The sequence below is a fragment of the Bradyrhizobium diazoefficiens USDA 110 genome, assembly GCF_000011365.1.
GTDB lineage: Bacteria > Pseudomonadota > Alphaproteobacteria > Rhizobiales > Xanthobacteraceae > Bradyrhizobium > Bradyrhizobium diazoefficiens.
In genome coordinates this window covers 5,290,164-5,306,212 of the sequence record NC_004463.1, presented here as the reverse complement: position 1 = coordinate 5,306,212, position 16,049 = coordinate 5,290,164, and the positions used below count along the sequence as shown (strand labels likewise).

The following is a 16,049-nucleotide window of genomic DNA, read 5'->3' as shown; positions in this document are numbered from 1 at the left end:
TTCCATGCAATTCGTTGCGATGAACTTCGCATCGAAAGCGAGGATGATCTATGCTCGAAGTGCTCGAAAATCGTCGAGATCGGATCAAGCTTTGGACACACCCCCGGATAGGCACGAGACCTCGGGCAACACCTCGGACCCGCTGTCTCAGGTCTTCTCGCTCCTGAACGTTCGCGCTGCGCGTTGCACGAGGTTCGAGGCGGGCGGCAATTGGTCGTATCGGTTCCCGGCCAAATCCGCCCTGAAGTTCGGCGCGGTCATCCGAGGTGATTGCTGGATCGATTTCGGTGACGAAGCCCATCATCGGCTTGTCACCGGCGACTGCTTTCTTCTGGCCAATGCACCAGCCTATGTTCTGGCCAACGACCAACGCCTTGCTCCCGAAGACGGCATAGCGGCGTTCGATTGGAAGCAGTCGGATGTCGCGCGTCACGCGGGCAGCGATACCGTTCTGCTTGCCGGCAGTTTCGGTTTCGAAGCGTCGGACGCCGGATTGCTGCTCGATGCGCTTCCTCGCTTTCTGCTCATACCGTCGCGCAGCCCGTCGGCCCCCATCATTCATTCCACGCTCGGGATTCTCGACCTTGAAATCAGGGGGACGGGAATCGGAGCGGCCGTACTCACCGACAGGCTTGCCGACGTCCTGCTCGTCCAGGTGCTCCGCGCGGCGCTGGATCAGAGTGCCGGCGAGGGTTTGGGATGGATCAACGCGCTGGTCGATGCCAGGATCGGCAAGGCAATCAGGCTGATGCACGAAAACGCCGCTCACCCCTGGACCCTGGAAGCATTGGCCGACGCGATCGCCATGTCGCGATCCGCGTTTTCTAAGCGGTTTAAGTCGCTGGTGGGGCAGGCGCCGCTCGACTACCTTCTTCGATGGCGCATGCGGCTTGCACGCGATCAGCTACGACGTGGAGCGACCGTTTCGGCAACCGCCGCACAGCTGGGATACTCGTCGGAGAGCGCGTTCGGACATGCCTTCAAACGAGTCTACGGCCGTGCACCGAAGCGGTACTGGCGTGGACAGGCCACGGGCGAAAAATTCCCCAACGCCCCAAATAAATTATCGTGATCTGCGACGGCACCTCACCGAAGGAAGGTCTTGCCTTCTGAGCGAAGCGGGGGATTATTCCGCCGCTATTGAAAGCGGGACAACCGCAAGCAAAGAAGGGGACACTTCCATGACTGATCTGAATCGCCGCCACTTGCTGGCGGGCGCGGCCGCTGTGGGCGCGGCTGCCGTTACCGGGCTCGGACCGATCACTGCTCGTGCCTCAGTGCCGCCAAGCGGGACGCAGGCGCCGGGCTTCTACCGCTACAAGGTCGGCAGCCTTGAGTGTACCTCGATCAACGACGGCGCGCGCACCTTCCCGATGCCGGACAAGTTCGTCGTCAACGCGCCCAAGGACGAGGCGCTCGCGGCCGGCGAGGCGGCCTACATGCCGAAGGGCATGGTCACGGTGCCGTTCAATCCGCAGCTCATCAACACCGGCTCCAAGCTCGTCCTGATCGATGCCGGCAACGGCGCCGCCAATCTCGAGCCCAGCAAGGGCGCGGTCGGCCGCACCCTGCAAAACCTCGCGGCCGCCGGCGTCGATTCCAAGAGCATCGACGTCGTGCTGCTCTCGCATCTGCATCCCGATCACACCAACGGCATTCGCCTCGCCGACGGCGCGCTCGCGTTCCCGAATGCGGAGATCATGGTGCCGGGCAAGGACTGGGAGTTCTGGACCAGCGAGGACAACGCCGCCAAGGCAGAGTCCAACGCGATGATGAAGAACTACTTCGCCAACGTGAAGAAGACCTTCGCCGGCCTCGAATCCAAGGTCACCAAGTACGAGTGGGGCAAGGAGGTCGCGCCCGGCATCACATCGATCGCGACGCCCGGCCATACGCCCGGCCACACCTCGTTTGCGGTTGCATCCGGCGATGCCAAGGTGCTGATCCAGTCCGATGTCACCAACATTCCGGAGTTCTTCCTGCGCAATCCGGACTGGCACGTGGTGTTCGACACCGATGCCGCGTTGGCGCAGCAGACGCGCCACAAATTCTACGACATGGCGGCGGCCGAGAAGGCGACGGTGATCGGCTTCCACTTCACCTTCCCCTCGGTCGGCCACGTCGAGAAGGACGGCGCCAAATATCGCCTGATCCCGTCGGCCTGGAATCCGACGATCTGATCGGTGGACGTTTGTGCGAAAGATCGGGCCGCCGCTTGGCGGCCTGATTGTTTGGGACGACGGTTTCAGAAACTCAATGTTTCCAAATCGGACCGGTTCATGCACTTGCATCCATTGGTCCGGATCGCTTAAGTGCCGCCCGGCACTCCCGCTCAAGTTCTGAGGACACTCCATGGCCTACAATATCGTCGTGATCGCCGGCAGCCTGCGCAAGGACAGTTTTTCGCTGAAGATCGCCAATGCGCTCGCCAAGCTCGCGCCGGCCTCTCTCAAGCTCGAGGTCATCACGCCGGCGGGCATCTCCTTTTTCAACCAGGACCTCGAGGGCGCGCCGCCCGCGGACTGGCTGGCCTTCCGCGAAAAGCTCCAGAAATCGGACGGTGTCCTGTTCGTCACCCCGGAATACAATCGCGCCATCCCGGGCGTCCTCAAGAATGCCATCGACGTCGCCTCGCGCCCCTATGGCAAGAGCTCGTTCAACGGCAAGCCGGTCGGCATCATCTCGAACTCGCCGGGCCCGCTCGGCGGCGTCAGCGCGGCCAAGACGCTCCAGAACATCCTGCCGGGCATTGCCGGCCCGATCATGCAGCAGCCCGAGACCTACCTGAACGCGGTTGGCGACGCCTTCGATGCCGAGGGTAACCTCGCCAAGGACGCGCTCAAGACCGTGCTCCAGGCCTATATCGACGCCTTCACGGCCCACGTGGCCAAGCATCACGGCTGAGGCTGAACAACCTTGTCATTCCGGGGGCGGCTCGAAGAGCCGAACCCGGAACCTCGAGATTCCGGGTTCGATGCTGCGCATCGCCCCGGAATGACAGTTTGCCAAGATTAGCGCTCCCTTAACCAAGCTGCCCCATCTTCCCAAGATGGTCTCCCGCGCGCGCCTCAAATCGATCCTGACCGGTCTTGCCCTCTATGCGATGGCGGCTGCCATCGTCGGCTATTTCGGCGTCAACGCCTATACCGGCAAATACGGCCTCAACGCCCGCCAGGAACTCGACCAGGAGATCATCGCGCTGACGAGCGAGCTGGCCCAGCTCAAGCGCGAGCGCGCCAGGAGCGAGCAGCGAGTCTCGCTGCTGCGTTCGGCGAGGATCGATCCAGACATGCTGGACGAGCGGGCACGTTTCCAGCTCGACTATGTCAATCCGCGCGATCTCGTTCGGATGATCCCGCCGAACTAGCGCCTGCGCGGGTTTCGAAACTGGTATCGAAAGCCGGCGCCGGGTCCGGCCGCCTCCTGCAAAGGTCGCAAGACCGCAGTTGCCTTGCCGCCTTGACGTAGCGGCGCCGGCGGGGGCATGGCTTGTGCGGCGCGCTGCTCCCCAGGATTGACAGAGATCAATCAGGCCGCGCCGGCACGCCGTAGATTGCCACCCGGAGGAAACGGTGATGAATGGGTCAATGCCCCAGCATCACGCGGCTCGTGTCGAAGCCGCTATTGCATCAGGCCAGGCGGCTCGCTCCGCGCTCGTGGCCTCCTGGCGCCGTTCGTCCCGACTGCATCATCTCGACCCCTCCGGCCGGGGCCTGCCCCAGCGGCTGACCGACGCGGAACTCCGCGAGGCGCGCGAGCGGATCGCACCGCTGCTCGCCGCTGCACGAGGCGCGATGGACCGGCTCTACCAAGCGGTTGGCGCGGCCGGCTGCTGCGTGCTGCTGGCCGACGGCGAGGGGGTACCGGTGGATCGTCGCGGCACGCCGGCGGACGACACCACCTTCCAATCCTGGGGTTTGTGGACCGGCGCGCTCTGGAGCGAGGAGCGCGAGGGCACCAATGGCATCGGCACCTGCGTCGTCGAGCAGCGGCCGCTGACGATCGACCGCGACCAGCACTTCTTCACGCGCAACACGCTGTTGAGCTGCACCGCCGTACCGATCTACGACCACGAGGCGGCGTTTGCCGGCGTGCTCGACGTCTCCTCCTGCCGCGCCGACCGGACCGATGCGTTTTCCAATCTGATTGCGCTCGCGGCAGGCGAGGCGGCAAAGCGCATCGAGGCCGACTTGTTCCGCCGGGCTTTCGCCCATGCCCGCATCGTGCTGACGCCGGCTGCGGACGGACAGTGCGGGGGCCTCGTTGCGGTCGATGCGGACGATCTCGTGATCGGCGCGACACGCTCCGCCCGGGTGGGACTTGGGCTCGCGCCAGGCCGGGCGTTGCGGCCAGTGCCCGCGGCCGATCTTCTCGGCGGCGATACGGCGCGCGACCACCTCGCCGGCGGTCAGCGCGCGGTGGTGCAGCGGGCGCTGCTCCGCGCGGGCGGCAATGTTTCGGCGGCCGCCAAAGCCCTCGGCGTCAGCCGCGCAACCCTGCACAGGAAGCTCAAGCGGTTCGAGCTGAACCACTGAGGGCCACTGTCCTTTCAGCCGTCATTGCGAGCGCAGCGAAGCAATCCAGAATCTTTCCGCGGAGGGACTCTGGATTGCTTCGCTGCGCTCGCAGTGACGATGTGGAAGCCGCGAGCCCTCGATCTTGCACCTGCCTCACCCCGGACCTGTCGCAGAACTGCGACAGGTCCGCTCCTCCATCGCTCCTATCAGGGCTGACAGAAATCGCCTCCCGCATCATCGTCGGCGCAAGTCGCGATCAGCGACGAATTGCGCAAACAGCAAACATCGGGAGTGATCAATGAACAAGGTGGAATTCCTCAGCGTCACCAAAGTTCCCTTCGCCGAACGCTACGACAACTTCATCGGCGGCAAGTTCGTCGCGCCGATCTCGGGCAAATATTTCGACAATGCCTCGCCGGTGAACGGACAGATCGTCTGCAAGATCGCACGCTCCGACGCGCAGGACGTCGAAGCTGCGCTCGACGCGGCGCATGCCGCCAAGGCCGGTTGGGGGAGCACCAGCGTCGCCGAGCGCGCCGCGATCCTGAACAAGATCGCCGACCGCATGGAAGAGAATCTCGAGCGCCTCGCGATCGCCGAGACCTGGGACAACGGCAAGCCGATCCGCGAGACCCGCGCCGCCGACATCCCGCTCGCCATCGACCACTTCCGCTATTTCGCCGGCGTCGTCCGCGCCCAGGAAGGCTCGATCGGCGAGATCGATCACGATACCATCGCCTATCATTTCCACGAGCCGCTCGGTGTGGTCGGCCAGATCATCCCCTGGAACTTCCCGCTGCTGATGGCCTGCTGGAAGCTCGCGCCTGCGCTCGCCGCCGGCAATTGCGTCGTGCTCAAGCCCGCCGAGCAGACCCCGGCCTCGATCATGGTCTGGGCCGAGATCATCGGCGACCTGCTGCCGCCCGGCGTCCTCAACATCGTCAACGGCTTTGGCCTCGAAGCCGGCAAGCCGCTGGCCTCGAGCCCGCGCATCGCCAAGATCGCCTTCACCGGCGAGACCTCGACGGGCCGGCTGATCATGCAATATGCCAGCCAGAACCTGATCCCGGTCACGCTGGAGCTCGGCGGCAAGTCGCCGAACATCTTCTTCAAGGACGTCACCGCCGAGGACGATGACTTCTTCGACAAGGCGATCGAAGGCTTCGTCATGTTCGCGCTGAACCAGGGCGAGGTCTGCACCTGTCCGAGCCGGGCGCTGGTGCACGCCGACATCTATGACCGCTTCATGGAGCGGGCGCTGAAGCGCGTCGCCGCGATCAAGCAGGGCGACCCGCGTGCGGCCGACACCATGATCGGTGCACAGGCCTCGGGTGAGCAGCTCGCCAAGATCCTCTCCTATATCGACATCGGCAAGCAGGAGGGCGCCAAGGTGCTGGCCGGCGGCGGTCGTGCCGAGCTCGGCGGCGATCTTTCCGGCGGCTTCTACGTCCAGCCGACCGTGTTCGAGGGCCATAACAAGATGCGAATCTTCCAGGAGGAGATCTTTGGTCCCGTCGTCTCGGTCACGACCTTCAAGACCGACGACGAAGCGCTCGCGATCGCCAACGACACGCTCTACGGTCTCGGCGCCGGTGTCTGGAGCCGCGATGCCAACCGCTGCTACCGCTTCGGCCGGGCGATCCAGGCCGGCCGGGTCTGGACCAATTGCTACCATGCCTATCCCGCGCATGCGGCGTTCGGCGGCTACAAGCAGTCGGGCGTCGGCCGCGAGACCCACAAGATGATGCTCGATCACTACCAGCAGACCAAGAATCTCCTGGTCAGCTACAGCCCGAAGAAGCTCGGCTTCTTCTGATCGGAACAGGAGCGGGCGGCGCCGTTCTGGCGCCGCTCGTTCCGGTAAACGGGACCTGGCCCGCACGGCGTTAGATTTGTTGCCTGATCAGCGCCAAAGATTTTCCAATATTTCGATCACGTTGCAGTGCGGCATAATGAATGTCGTGTCATGCCGCCGCGGTGCTTTCCAAGGGTGTTTGACTTGGGTTAGAGAGGACGAAAGTTTTCTCTGACCCGGAATTCCCATGGCCGCACCCAAGAAAGCCGCCGCAAGCGCTCCACAGGACAAGACCAACGGCGGTTCGCCCCCGGAATTCACCAGGGAGCAGGAGCTCAAGGCGCTCCGCGACATGCTCCTGATCCGCAGGTTCGAGGAAAAGGCCGGCCAGCTCTACGGCATGGGCGCGATCGGCGGCTTCTGCCACCTCTATATCGGCCAGGAGGCCGTGGTGGTCGGCATGCAGATGGCTCTCAAGGAGGGCGATCAGGTCATCACCGGCTATCGCGACCACGGTCACATGCTCGCGACCGGCATGGACGCCAACGGCGTCATGGCCGAGCTCACGGGACGCCGCGGCGGCTATTCCAAGGGCAAGGGCGGCTCCATGCACATGTTCAGCAAGGAGAAGCACTTTTACGGCGGCCACGGCATTGTCGGTGCCCAGGTCTCGCTCGGCACGGGTCTGGCCTTCGCCAACAACTATCGCGGCAACGGCAATGTCAGCGTCACCTATTTCGGCGACGGCGCGGCCAACCAGGGCCAGGTCTATGAGAGCTTCAACATGGCGGAGCTCTGGAAGCTGCCGGTGATCTATGTCATCGAGAACAACCGCTACGCCATGGGCACCGCGGTCTCGCGCGCTTCCGCGCAGCAGGACTTCTCCAAGCGCGGCGCGTCCTTCAACATCCCCGGCCTGCAAGTCGACGGCATGGACGTCCGTGCGGTGAAGGCTGCGGGCGACGAGGCCGCCGCCTGGTGCCGCGCCGGCAAGGGGCCGATGATCCTGGAAATGCAGACCTACCGCTATCGCGGCCACTCGATGTCCGACCCTGCAAAATACCGCACGCGCGAGGAGGTCGAGAAGGTCCGCCACGATCAGGACCCGATCGAGCAGGTGCGCAACCGCCTGTTGACCGCCAAGGTCAGCGAGGCCGATCTCAAGGCGATCGACGCCGAGGTGCGCGATATCGTCAACGCGTCTGCCGACTTTGCCCAGCATGATCCCGAGCCGGATGCCGCCGAGCTCTGGACCGACGTTTACCGCTGAACGCGCGCAAGCTTTCTTTTGGAGCCGATATGCCAATTCAAGTGCTGATGCCCGCGTTGTCGCCCACGATGGAAAAGGGCAACCTCGCCAAATGGCTGAAAAAAGAGGGTGAGGCCATCAAGTCCGGCGATGTCATCGCCGAGATCGAGACCGACAAGGCGACCATGGAGGTCGAGGCGACCGACGAGGGCACGCTCGGCAAGATCCTGATCCCCGAAGGCACCGCCGACGTCGCCGTCAACACGCCGATCGCGACGATTCTTGCCGACGGTGAGAGCGCCGCTGATCTCGCAAAGGCGCCCGCGCCGGCCCCGCAGCCGAAGGCCGCCGAATCCGCAGCCCCTGCCGCCGCAAAGGCCGAGGCACCCGCGCCCAGGGCTGCGCCGTCCGCACCGCAAGCCGCCGCCGAGCCCGATCCGGAAGTGCCCGCGGGCACCGAGATGGTGACGCAGACCATCCGCGAAGCGCTGCGCGATGCCATGGCCGAAGAGATGCGCCGCGACGCCGACGTCTTCGTGATGGGCGAAGAGGTTGCCGAGTATCAGGGCGCCTACAAGGTCACCCAGGGCCTGCTCCAGGAATTCGGCGCCAAGCGCGTGATCGACACGCCGATCACCGAGCACGGCTTTGCCGGCATCGGCGTCGGCGCCGCGATGACCGGGCTGAAGCCGGTCGTCGAGTTCATGACCTTCAACTTCGCGATGCAGGCGATCGACCAGATCATCAACTCCGCTGCCAAGACGCTCTATATGTCCGGCGGCCAGATGGGGTGCTCGATCGTGTTCCGCGGCCCGAACGGCGCCGCCGCGCGCGTCGCCGCGCAGCACAGCCAGGACTATTCATCCTGGTATTCGAACGTTCCGGGTCTCAAGGTCGTCGCGCCGTTCTCGGCTGCGGATTACAAGGGCCTGCTCAAGGCCGCGATCCGCGATCCCAATCCGGTGATCTTCCTCGAGAACGAGGTGCTCTACGGCCACACCGGCGAAGTGCCAAAGCTCGACGACTTCGTGATCCCGATCGGCAAGGCGCGCATCGTGCGCTCCGGAAGCCACGTCACAATCATCTCCTGGTCGAACGGCATGACCTATGCGCTCAAGGCCGCCGACGAGCTCGCCAAGGACGGCATCGAGGCCGAGGTGATCGACCTGCGCACGCTGCGCCCGATGGACACCGAGACCATCGTCAACTCGGTCAAGAAGACGGGGCGCGCCGTCACGGTGGAAGAGGGCTGGGCCCAGAGCGGCGTCGGCGCCGAGATCGCCGCACGGATCATGGAGAACGCCTTCGACTATCTGGACGCGCCTGTTGCGCGCGTCTCCGGCAAGGACGTGCCGATGCCCTATGCCGCGAATCTGGAGAAGCTCGCGCTGCCGTCGGCGGCGGAAGTCGTCGAGGCCGCCAAAGCCGTCTGCTACAGGTAGACCATGGCGGGCCCGAAGGAGCAGCCACTGCCACCCGACGTCGTGACCCGCGAGGACGCGGTCGAGATCCTGCGCGTGTTCGTGCTGGACGGCGGGCTGTCGATGGCGTTCCAGCGCGCCTTCGAGGAACCCGACATGTGGGGCCTCTTGCTCGTCGATCTTGCCCGTCACGCCGCGCGCGCCTATGCGCGCGAGAGCGAATATACCGAGGAGGACGCGTTGAGCCGGATCCTCGAGATGTTCCAGGCCGAGATCGAGCGTCCCACGGACACCGGCACCACGACGCCGCGCGGGAAGGGGCACTGACAGTGGCGATCGAATCCTATCACTTCGATTTCATGCTGGAGGCGATCCGCGAAGCGGAGGCCTCGATCGCGCAGGGCGGCCTGCCGATCGGCGCCGTGCTGACGCGCGACAACCAGATCATCGCCCGCGGTCACAACAACCGCGTGCAGGAGAACAACGTGATCCTGCACGGCGAGATGAGCTGCCTGCGCGAGGCCGGCGCGATCACATTCCACGACACCATCATGTACACCACGCTGTCGCCATGCTCGATGTGTGCCGGCGCGCTCGCATTGTTCAAGGTGAAGCTGGTGGTGATCGGGGAATCCGTCACCTTTCCGGGCTCCAAGGACATCCTCGACAAGTTCGGCATCCCCTGGATCGACCTTGCCGACGACCGCTCCATCACCATGATGAAGAATTGGCGTTCCATCCCTGCCAATGAGCGCCTCTGGCAGGGCGACATCGGCAACTAAACCTGGTCTGTTCGTCTTCGCTGTCGGAGACGACGTTTTGCAAAGTTCTTCTTGAGGTCAGCATGCCCATCAACATCCTGATGCCCGCTCTCTCGCCGACGATGGAGAAGGGCAACCTCGCCAAGTGGCTGAAGAAGGAAGGCGACAAGGTCAAATCCGGCGATGTCATCGCCGAGATCGAGACCGACAAGGCGACCATGGAGGTCGAGGCCATCGACGAGGGCACGATCGCCAAGATCCTGGTGCCCGAAGGCACGCAGGACGTCCCGGTCAACGACGTCATCGCCGTGCTGGCCGGTGAGGGCGAGGATGTGAAGGCCGCTGGTGCCGCCAAGCCCAGCGCCTCCGCCGCGCCGCCGAAAGCCACGGATGCTCCCGCTGCTGCGCCAGCTCCCGCGACAGCACCTGCTGCGCCCAAGGCTGCACCGCCGCCCGCCGCCGCACCCGCGCCGCAGGCTGCCGCACCGGCTGCTCAGAGCAACGGCCATGGCGGCCGCGTGTTCTCATCGCCGCTGGCGCGACGTCTGGCCAAGGACGCCGGCATCGACGTGTCGATGGTGACAGGCACCGGCCCGCACGGCCGCGTCGTCGCCCGCGACGTCGAGCAGGCCAAGTCCGGCAAGGGCCTCAAGGCGCCCGCCGCGGCGCCGTCATCCGCGCCCTCGATCGCGCCGACCATGTCGGACAAGCAGATCCTGTCGCTGTTCGAGCCCGGCTCCTACGACATCGTCCCGCACGACGGCATGCGCCGCACGATCGCGCAGCGCCTGACTGCGTCGATCCAGAACGTCCCGCATTTCTACCTCACCATCGACTGCGACATCGGCAAGCTGCTCGCCGCGCGCGAGGAGATCAATGCGGCGGCTCCCAAGGACAAGGAGAAGAAGCCGCTCTACAAGATCTCGGTCAACGACTTCGTCATCAAGGCGATGGCGGTCGCGCTCCAGAAGATCCCGAACTGCAATGTGAGCTGGACCGAAAGCGGCATGGTCAAGCATCACCATTCCGACGTCGGCGTTGCCGTGGCGATGCCCGGTGGCCTGATCACGCCGATCATCCGGAAAGCGGAGACCAAGACGCTCTCCACCATCTCCAACGAGATGAAGGACTTTGCCGCGCGCGCCCGCTCGCGCAAGCTCAAGCCCGAGGAATACCAGGGCGGCACCACCGCCGTGTCCAACCTCGGCATGTACGGCATCAGCCACTTCACCGCCGTGATCAACCCGCCGCATGCCACCATCCTCGCGGTCGGCACCAGCGAAGAACGGCCCGTGGTGCGGAATGGCAAGATCGAGATCGCGCACATGATGAGCGTGACCTTGTCGTGCGATCACCGCGCCATCGACGGCGCGCTCGGCGCCGAGCTGATCGGCGCGTTCAAGCAGCTCATCGAAAATCCGGTCATGATGATGGTCTGAGATGGCGCATGCGGACGCGCTGGCCCTGGATCTCAATGGTGATCTCGCTGGTGTTGACGCTCAGCCCGATCGGCCGCGACATCATTGAATCTGCCTTCTTTGCCGGAGAGAGACTGTCGCGCGACATCTGGAGACCCATTGCGCTGGTGATCATCGCCGTCATGGCGGCGGTCATCCTCGCGGAATGGCTGATCAGAACTTACATCCTCAATCGCCGCGCCCGCGGCGCAACGACCGCTTGAGTTGAACGGGAGCCGCCATGGCCGATACATCCTTCGACATCATCATCATCGGCTCCGGTCCCGGCGGCTATGTCACCGCGATCCGCGCCGCCCAGCTCGGCTTCAAGGTCGCGATCGTCGAAAAGTCCTACCTCGGCGGCATCTGCCTGAACTGGGGCTGCATCCCGACCAAGGCGCTGCTGCGCTCCGCCGAGATCTATCACTACATGCAGCACGCCAAGGATTACGGCCTGTCGGCCGAGAAGGTCTCGTTCGACCCGAAGGCTGTGGTGCAGCGTTCGCGTGGCGTCTCGAAGCGGCTGAATGACGGCGTCGGCTTCCTGATGAAGAAGAACAAGGTGACCGTAATCTGGGGCGCTGCCTCGATCGACGCGCCCGGCAAGGTCACCGTGAAGAAGTCCGACGTCGAAGCGCCGAAGGGCGCGCTGGGCGAGGGGACCTACCAGGCCAAGCACATCATCGTCGCGACCGGCGCGCGGCCGCGCGTGCTGCCGGGGCTCGAGCCCGACAAGAAGCTGATCTGGACCTATTTCGAGGCGATGGTGCCGGAGCGGATGCCGAAGTCGCTGCTGGTCGTCGGCTCCGGCGCGATCGGCATCGAATTCGCCTCGTTCTTCCACACCATGGGCTCTGACGTCACCGTGGTCGAGGTGCTGCCGCAGATCCTGCCGGTCGAGGACGCCGAGATCGCCGGCCTTGCGCGCAAGCGTTTCGAAAAGCAGGGCATCAAGATCCTGTCCTCGACCAAGGTGACGAAGCTCGAGAAGAAGGCCGACAGCGTCGTCGCCACCATCGACGACGGCAAGGGCAAGCCTGTGACCACCGAGTTCGAGCGCGTGATCTCGGCGGTCGGCGTCGTTGGCAACATCGAGAGCCTCGGCCTCGAAAAGCTCGGTGTCAAAACCGATCGCGGCTGCATCGTGATCGACGGTTACGGCAAGACCAACGTCCCCGGCATCTACGCCATTGGCGACGTCGCGGGCCCCCCGATGCTGGCGCACAAGGCCGAGCATGAAGGCGTGATCTGCGTCGAGGCGATCAAGGGCCTGCATCCGCATCCCATGGACAAGAACCTGATCCCGGGCTGCACCTATTGCCAGCCGCAGGTCGCCTCGGTCGGCCTCACCGAAGCCAAGGCCAAGGAGAACGGCCGCGAGATCCGCGTCGGCCGCTTCCCCTTCGTCGGCAACGGCAAGGCGATTGCGCTGGGCGAGGACCAGGGCCTGGTCAAGGTGATCTTCGACAAGAAGACCGGTCAGCTCCTCGGCGCCCACATGGTCGGCGCGGAGGTCACCGAGCTGATCCAGGGCTATGTCGTCGCCATGAATCTGGAGACGACGGAAGAAGAGCTGATGCACACCGTGTTCCCGCATCCGACGCTGTCGGAGATGATGAAGGAAGCCGTGCTGGATGCTTATGGGCGAGTGTTGAATATTTGAGGGAAGGGGGACTGCGGCGTCGGGGGCGCTCTGAGCAGTCCCGTCATCCTGAGGTGTGAGGTCGGCGGTGCGGAGCACCGTTGGCCGAGCCTCGAAGGATGAGCGGCCGAGATGCAGCCGGTCTCGTCGCCCTTCGAGGCTCACCATACGGCGCGATGCGCCGCATGGCTCGCGCCTCAAGGTGACGGATCACGTAATGAACGGAACAGAACAAGAAGAGGGCCAACCCATGCACGACAACGACAACCTCACCATCGAACGCCCGACCTTTGTCACCCATCTCGAATGCGCGATGGAAGGCGATCATTATGCCGCCGACCAGGTCCACAATCTCTCCAAGGCCGGCAAGCCGCTCTTGGTGCGCTACGACCTCGCCGGCGTGAGGAAGGCGCTGACCAAGGATGCGCTCAAGGAACGCCCCGCCGACATGTGGCGCTACCGCGAGCTGCTGCCGGTGCGCAAATGCAAGGACATCGTCTCGCTCGGCGAAGTCACGACGCCGCTGATCCGGCTGCCGAAGCTCGGGAAAAAGCTCGGCGGCGGCGAGATCATCGTGAAGGACGAGGGGCGCCTGCCGACCGGCTCGTTCAAGGCGCGTGGCCTCGTGATGGCGGTGTCGATGGGCAAGGCGCTCGGCATCAAGCACATGGCGATGCCGACCAACGGCAATGCCGGTGCGGCGCTCGCGGCTTACGCGACGTCCTGCGGCATCAAGACCACGATCTTCTGCCCGGCCGATACGCCCGAGGTGAACGTCAGCGAGATCGAGCTGCAGGGCGCGACCGTCTACCGCGTCAACGGCTATATCGACGATTGCGGCAAGATCGTCGGCGAGGGCAACGCGAAGGTCGGCTGGTTCGACACCTCCACCTTGAAGGAGCCGTACCGTATCGAAGGCAAGAAGACGATGGGCCTCGAGCTCGCCGAACAGCTCGGCTGGGACGTGCCCGACGTGATCTTCTATCCGACTGGCGGCGGCACTGGCCTGATCGGCATGTGGAAGGCCTTTGACGAGCTCGAGAAGATCGGCTTCATCGGTTCGAAGCGCCCGCGCATGGTCGCGGTGCAAGCCTCCGGGTGCGCGCCGATGGTGCGCGCCTTCGATGCCGGCACCGAGCATGCGACGCGCTGGGAGGACGCCCACACAATCGCGTCCGGCATCCGCGTGCCGCAGGCGATCGGCGATTTCCTGATCCTGCGCGCGGTGCGCGAGAGCAAAGGCTTTGCCATCGCGGTCGACGACGACAAGATCTCGGCGGCGCTGAACGAGGTCGCGCGCGAGGAGGGGCTTTTGTTGTGCCCCGAGGGCGCCGCGACCTACGCCGCTTACAAGGAAAGCCTTGCCGACGGCCGCGTCAGCAAGACCGACCGCGTGATGTTGTTCAACTGCGCGACCGGCCTGAAATACCCGCTGCCGCCGGTCACCCGCACGCTCGATCGTCATAAGCCGATCGATTTCTCGCAGTTCTAGAAATCTCTCCCTCTCCCCGTTCTTACGGGGGCGCGACGAGCTTCGCTCGCGCTGGGAGGGTTGGGGTGAGAGGCCTGCTTCCGCGCGAACACGGTGGCAGATGGGCTCGCGGAGGCTCCCGCTGACCCATTTGCTTCGCAATTCGACCTATCCCCGCAAGCGGGGCGAGGTAAAGAAAAACAACAATGACATTGCTGGGGAGAACACAATGACGAAGGCCGTCTGGGCCGGGCTGATCGGCATTCTCGCTCTCACCGGCGCTGCGCGCGCCGACGACTATCCCTCGCATCCTATCACCATCATCGTTCCCTTCGCGGCCGGCGGCCCGTCGGATGCGATGGCGCGCGTGCTCGCCGAACGGATGCGGACGACGCTCGGCCAGCCCCTGGTGATCGAGAACGTCACCGGCGCCGGCGGTTCGATCGGCGTCGGTCGCGCCGTGCATTCGCCGGCAGACGGCTACACCATCTCGTTTGGCCATCTCGGCACCCATGTGGCCAACGGCGCGGTCTACAAGCTCAACTACGATCTCGTTGCCGATCTCGAACCGGTGGTGCTGTTGCCGAGCAACCCGATGATCGTCGTCAGCAAGAACGCGGTCCCGGCGACGTCGCTGAAAGAGCTTTTGGACTGGCTCAAGTCGCGGCCGTCGGCGGCAACCGCCGGCACGGCCGGTGCGGGCTCCGGCAGCCACATCGCCGGGGTCTATTTCGAGAGTGTCAGCGGCATCAAGCTGCAATACGTGCCGTATCGCGGCACTGCGCCCGCGCTGAACGATCTCATCGCGGGCCAGATCGACGTCATCGTCGACCAGACCTCCAACTCCATCAACCAGGTCCGCGCCGGCACCATCCGTGCCTACGCCGTCACCGACGACAAGCGCCTGTCCTCGGCGCCGGACATCCCGACCGCGGAGGAGGCGGGCCTGAAAGGCTTCCACATGACGCTGTGGTCGGGGATGTGGGTGCCGAAGGGCACGCCGAAGGAGATCGTGACCAAGCTCAACGCCGCCGCCGTGGAGGCCCTGAACGATCCCGCCGTGAAGAAGCAGCTCGAAAGCCAGGGCCTGGAGATGACGCCGCAGGATCAGCTCACCCCTGAAGCCCTCGGCACCCGCCAGAAGGCGGAGATCGCAAAATGGTGGCCAATCATCAAGGCGGCGAATATCAAGGTGGATTAGAGCACCTTGCCGCTTCGTATGTCGCCACGACGACGAGTAGCCGCGGCCTGAGGGGCAGGCGCGGCCGCGTTACAACTTGGCTTCATCCGCCCCCGTGAGGGCCGCCTCCAGACATTGAAGCAGCTTCGGCGTGGAAAACGGCTTCGCGAGAAAGCAGGTCGCGCCGGCCTTCAGCGCGCGGTCGCGCACGGCCTCGTCGGGAAAAGCCGTCATGAAGATGAAGGGCGTGATGCGCCCGAGGCTGCGCATATGCGTCAACAGCTCGACACCGCTCATGGCCAACATCTGCACGTCGGCGATTACGCAGGAGGTCGTGTCCAGTTCGGCGGATTGAAGAAATTCGTGAGCGGAACCAAAGGTGTAGACCGTGTATCCGCGCGACGTCAGGAGGTTGTTCGTCGCAAGGCGAACGGAGGGATCATCATCAATGACGGAAATGATCGAGGGCACTGACAATATGATCGCTCCTGAACGGGGAGCCGCCGGGCACGGTTCAGCCGCTTACGGAAAGTGGGCCCCCGGAGCGGGATTGGAA

At 64.5% G+C, this 16,049-nt stretch carries 16 protein-coding genes; 15 read left to right on the top strand and 1 reads right to left on the bottom strand.

Going from position 1 to position 16,049, the window contains the following annotated elements:
* Positions 1-4: 4 nt before the first annotated feature.
* From BJA_RS24055 to BJA_RS23985, 15 genes are all read left to right on the top strand, one after another.
* Entirely contained in the window at positions 5-1,072 is a 1,068-nt protein-coding gene (locus BJA_RS24055) for an AraC family transcriptional regulator (protein ID WP_370162615.1), read from the top strand.
* Between the two features lie 109 nt (positions 1,073-1,181).
* Positions 1,182-2,180 (top strand): MBL fold metallo-hydrolase, encoded by a 999-nt coding sequence (locus BJA_RS24050; protein ID WP_011087556.1) that lies wholly within the window; start codon positions 1,182-1,184, stop codon positions 2,178-2,180.
* A gap of 172 nt (positions 2,181-2,352) precedes the next feature.
* Positions 2,353-2,904 carry an NADPH-dependent FMN reductase gene (locus BJA_RS24045; protein WP_011087555.1) on the top strand — a complete coding sequence of 184 codons (552 nt, stop codon included), beginning with the start codon at positions 2,353-2,355 and terminating at the stop codon, positions 2,902-2,904.
* Positions 2,905-3,049: 145 nt separating this feature from the next.
* Positions 3,050-3,367 carry an FtsB family cell division protein gene (locus BJA_RS24040; protein WP_011087554.1) on the top strand — a complete coding sequence of 106 codons (318 nt, stop codon included), beginning with the start codon at positions 3,050-3,052 and terminating at the stop codon, positions 3,365-3,367.
* 208 nt (positions 3,368-3,575) lie between these two features.
* Complete coding sequence (locus BJA_RS24035) at positions 3,576-4,535, top strand: helix-turn-helix domain-containing protein (RefSeq protein WP_038967230.1); 960 nt, start codon at positions 3,576-3,578, stop codon at positions 4,533-4,535.
* A 280-nt stretch (positions 4,536-4,815) separates the two neighbouring features.
* Positions 4,816-6,333, top strand: a complete 1,518-nt coding sequence (gene adh / locus BJA_RS24030; protein ID WP_011087552.1) for an aldehyde dehydrogenase — start codon at positions 4,816-4,818, stop codon at positions 6,331-6,333.
* A gap of 226 nt (positions 6,334-6,559) precedes the next feature.
* On the top strand, positions 6,560-7,582 hold the full coding sequence (gene pdhA / locus BJA_RS24025; protein ID WP_011087551.1) for a pyruvate dehydrogenase (acetyl-transferring) E1 component subunit alpha: 1,023 nt from the start codon (positions 6,560-6,562) through the stop codon (positions 7,580-7,582).
* Positions 7,583-7,611: 29 nt separating this feature from the next.
* The gene (locus BJA_RS24020) at positions 7,612-9,003 is read left to right on the top strand and encodes a pyruvate dehydrogenase complex E1 component subunit beta (protein WP_011087550.1); all 1,392 of its coding nucleotides are present in this window, start codon (positions 7,612-7,614) and stop codon (positions 9,001-9,003) included.
* Between the two features lie 3 nt (positions 9,004-9,006).
* A complete protein-coding gene (locus BJA_RS24015) occupies positions 9,007-9,309 on the top strand; it encodes a DUF5076 domain-containing protein (RefSeq protein ID WP_011087549.1) in 303 nt (100 codons plus the stop codon).
* A 2-nt stretch (positions 9,310-9,311) separates the two neighbouring features.
* Positions 9,312-9,764 carry a nucleoside deaminase gene (locus BJA_RS24010; protein ID WP_011087548.1) on the top strand — a complete coding sequence of 151 codons (453 nt, stop codon included), beginning with the start codon at positions 9,312-9,314 and terminating at the stop codon, positions 9,762-9,764.
* 62 nt (positions 9,765-9,826) lie between these two features.
* Positions 9,827-11,182 (top strand): pyruvate dehydrogenase complex dihydrolipoamide acetyltransferase, encoded by a 1,356-nt coding sequence (locus tag BJA_RS24005; RefSeq protein ID WP_011087547.1) that lies wholly within the window; start codon positions 9,827-9,829, stop codon positions 11,180-11,182.
* A gap of 8 nt (positions 11,183-11,190) precedes the next feature.
* Complete coding sequence (locus tag BJA_RS24000) at positions 11,191-11,424, top strand: hypothetical protein (protein ID WP_028171820.1); 234 nt, start codon at positions 11,191-11,193, stop codon at positions 11,422-11,424.
* Positions 11,425-11,441: 17 nt separating this feature from the next.
* Positions 11,442-12,863: a dihydrolipoyl dehydrogenase gene (gene lpdA / locus BJA_RS23995; protein ID WP_011087546.1), complete on the top strand. Its 1,422-nt coding sequence runs from the start codon at positions 11,442-11,444 to the stop codon at positions 12,861-12,863.
* Between the two features lie 229 nt (positions 12,864-13,092).
* Positions 13,093-14,334 (top strand): threonine synthase, encoded by a 1,242-nt coding sequence (locus BJA_RS23990; RefSeq protein WP_038967232.1) that lies wholly within the window; start codon positions 13,093-13,095, stop codon positions 14,332-14,334.
* Positions 14,335-14,542: 208 nt separating this feature from the next.
* Positions 14,543-15,514: a tripartite tricarboxylate transporter substrate binding protein BugD gene (locus tag BJA_RS23985; RefSeq protein WP_038967237.1), complete on the top strand. Its 972-nt coding sequence runs from the start codon at positions 14,543-14,545 to the stop codon at positions 15,512-15,514.
* Between the two features lie 69 nt (positions 15,515-15,583).
* Here the strand turns inward: BJA_RS23985 and BJA_RS23980 are convergent, their stop codons facing one another.
* The gene (locus BJA_RS23980; protein WP_038967233.1) at positions 15,584-15,970 is read right to left on the bottom strand and encodes a response regulator; all 387 of its coding nucleotides are present in this window, start codon (positions 15,968-15,970) and stop codon (positions 15,584-15,586) included.
* Between the last annotated feature and the right edge of the window lie 79 nt (positions 15,971-16,049).

Bases quoted from the DNA above. Each gene is read 5' to 3' on its own strand.
- BJA_RS24045 (WP_011087555.1), top strand. From the start codon at position 2,353: ATGGCCTACAATATCGTCGTGATCGCCGGCAGCCTGCGCAAGGACAGT.
- BJA_RS24020 (WP_011087550.1), top strand. From the start codon at position 7,612: ATGCCAATTCAAGTGCTGATGCCCGCGTTGTCGCCCACGATGGAAAAG.
- lpdA (WP_011087546.1), top strand. From the start codon at position 11,442: ATGGCCGATACATCCTTCGACATCATCATCATCGGCTCCGGTCCCGGC.
- BJA_RS24055 (WP_370162615.1), top strand. From the start codon at position 5: ATGCAATTCGTTGCGATGAACTTCGCATCGAAAGCGAGGATGATCTAT.
- BJA_RS24035 (WP_038967230.1), top strand. From the start codon at position 3,576: ATGAATGGGTCAATGCCCCAGCATCACGCGGCTCGTGTCGAAGCCGCT.
- BJA_RS24005 (WP_011087547.1), top strand. From the start codon at position 9,827: ATGCCCATCAACATCCTGATGCCCGCTCTCTCGCCGACGATGGAGAAG.
- BJA_RS24050 (WP_011087556.1), top strand. From the start codon at position 1,182: ATGACTGATCTGAATCGCCGCCACTTGCTGGCGGGCGCGGCCGCTGTG.
- adh (WP_011087552.1), top strand. From the start codon at position 4,816: ATGAACAAGGTGGAATTCCTCAGCGTCACCAAAGTTCCCTTCGCCGAA.
- BJA_RS23990 (WP_038967232.1), top strand. From the start codon at position 13,093: ATGCACGACAACGACAACCTCACCATCGAACGCCCGACCTTTGTCACC.
- BJA_RS24015 (WP_011087549.1), top strand. From the start codon at position 9,007: ATGGCGGGCCCGAAGGAGCAGCCACTGCCACCCGACGTCGTGACCCGC.
- BJA_RS24040 (WP_011087554.1), top strand. From the start codon at position 3,050: ATGGTCTCCCGCGCGCGCCTCAAATCGATCCTGACCGGTCTTGCCCTC.
- BJA_RS23985 (WP_038967237.1), top strand. From the start codon at position 14,543: ATGACGAAGGCCGTCTGGGCCGGGCTGATCGGCATTCTCGCTCTCACC.
- pdhA (WP_011087551.1), top strand. From the start codon at position 6,560: ATGGCCGCACCCAAGAAAGCCGCCGCAAGCGCTCCACAGGACAAGACC.
- BJA_RS24000 (WP_028171820.1), top strand. From the start codon at position 11,191: ATGCGGACGCGCTGGCCCTGGATCTCAATGGTGATCTCGCTGGTGTTG.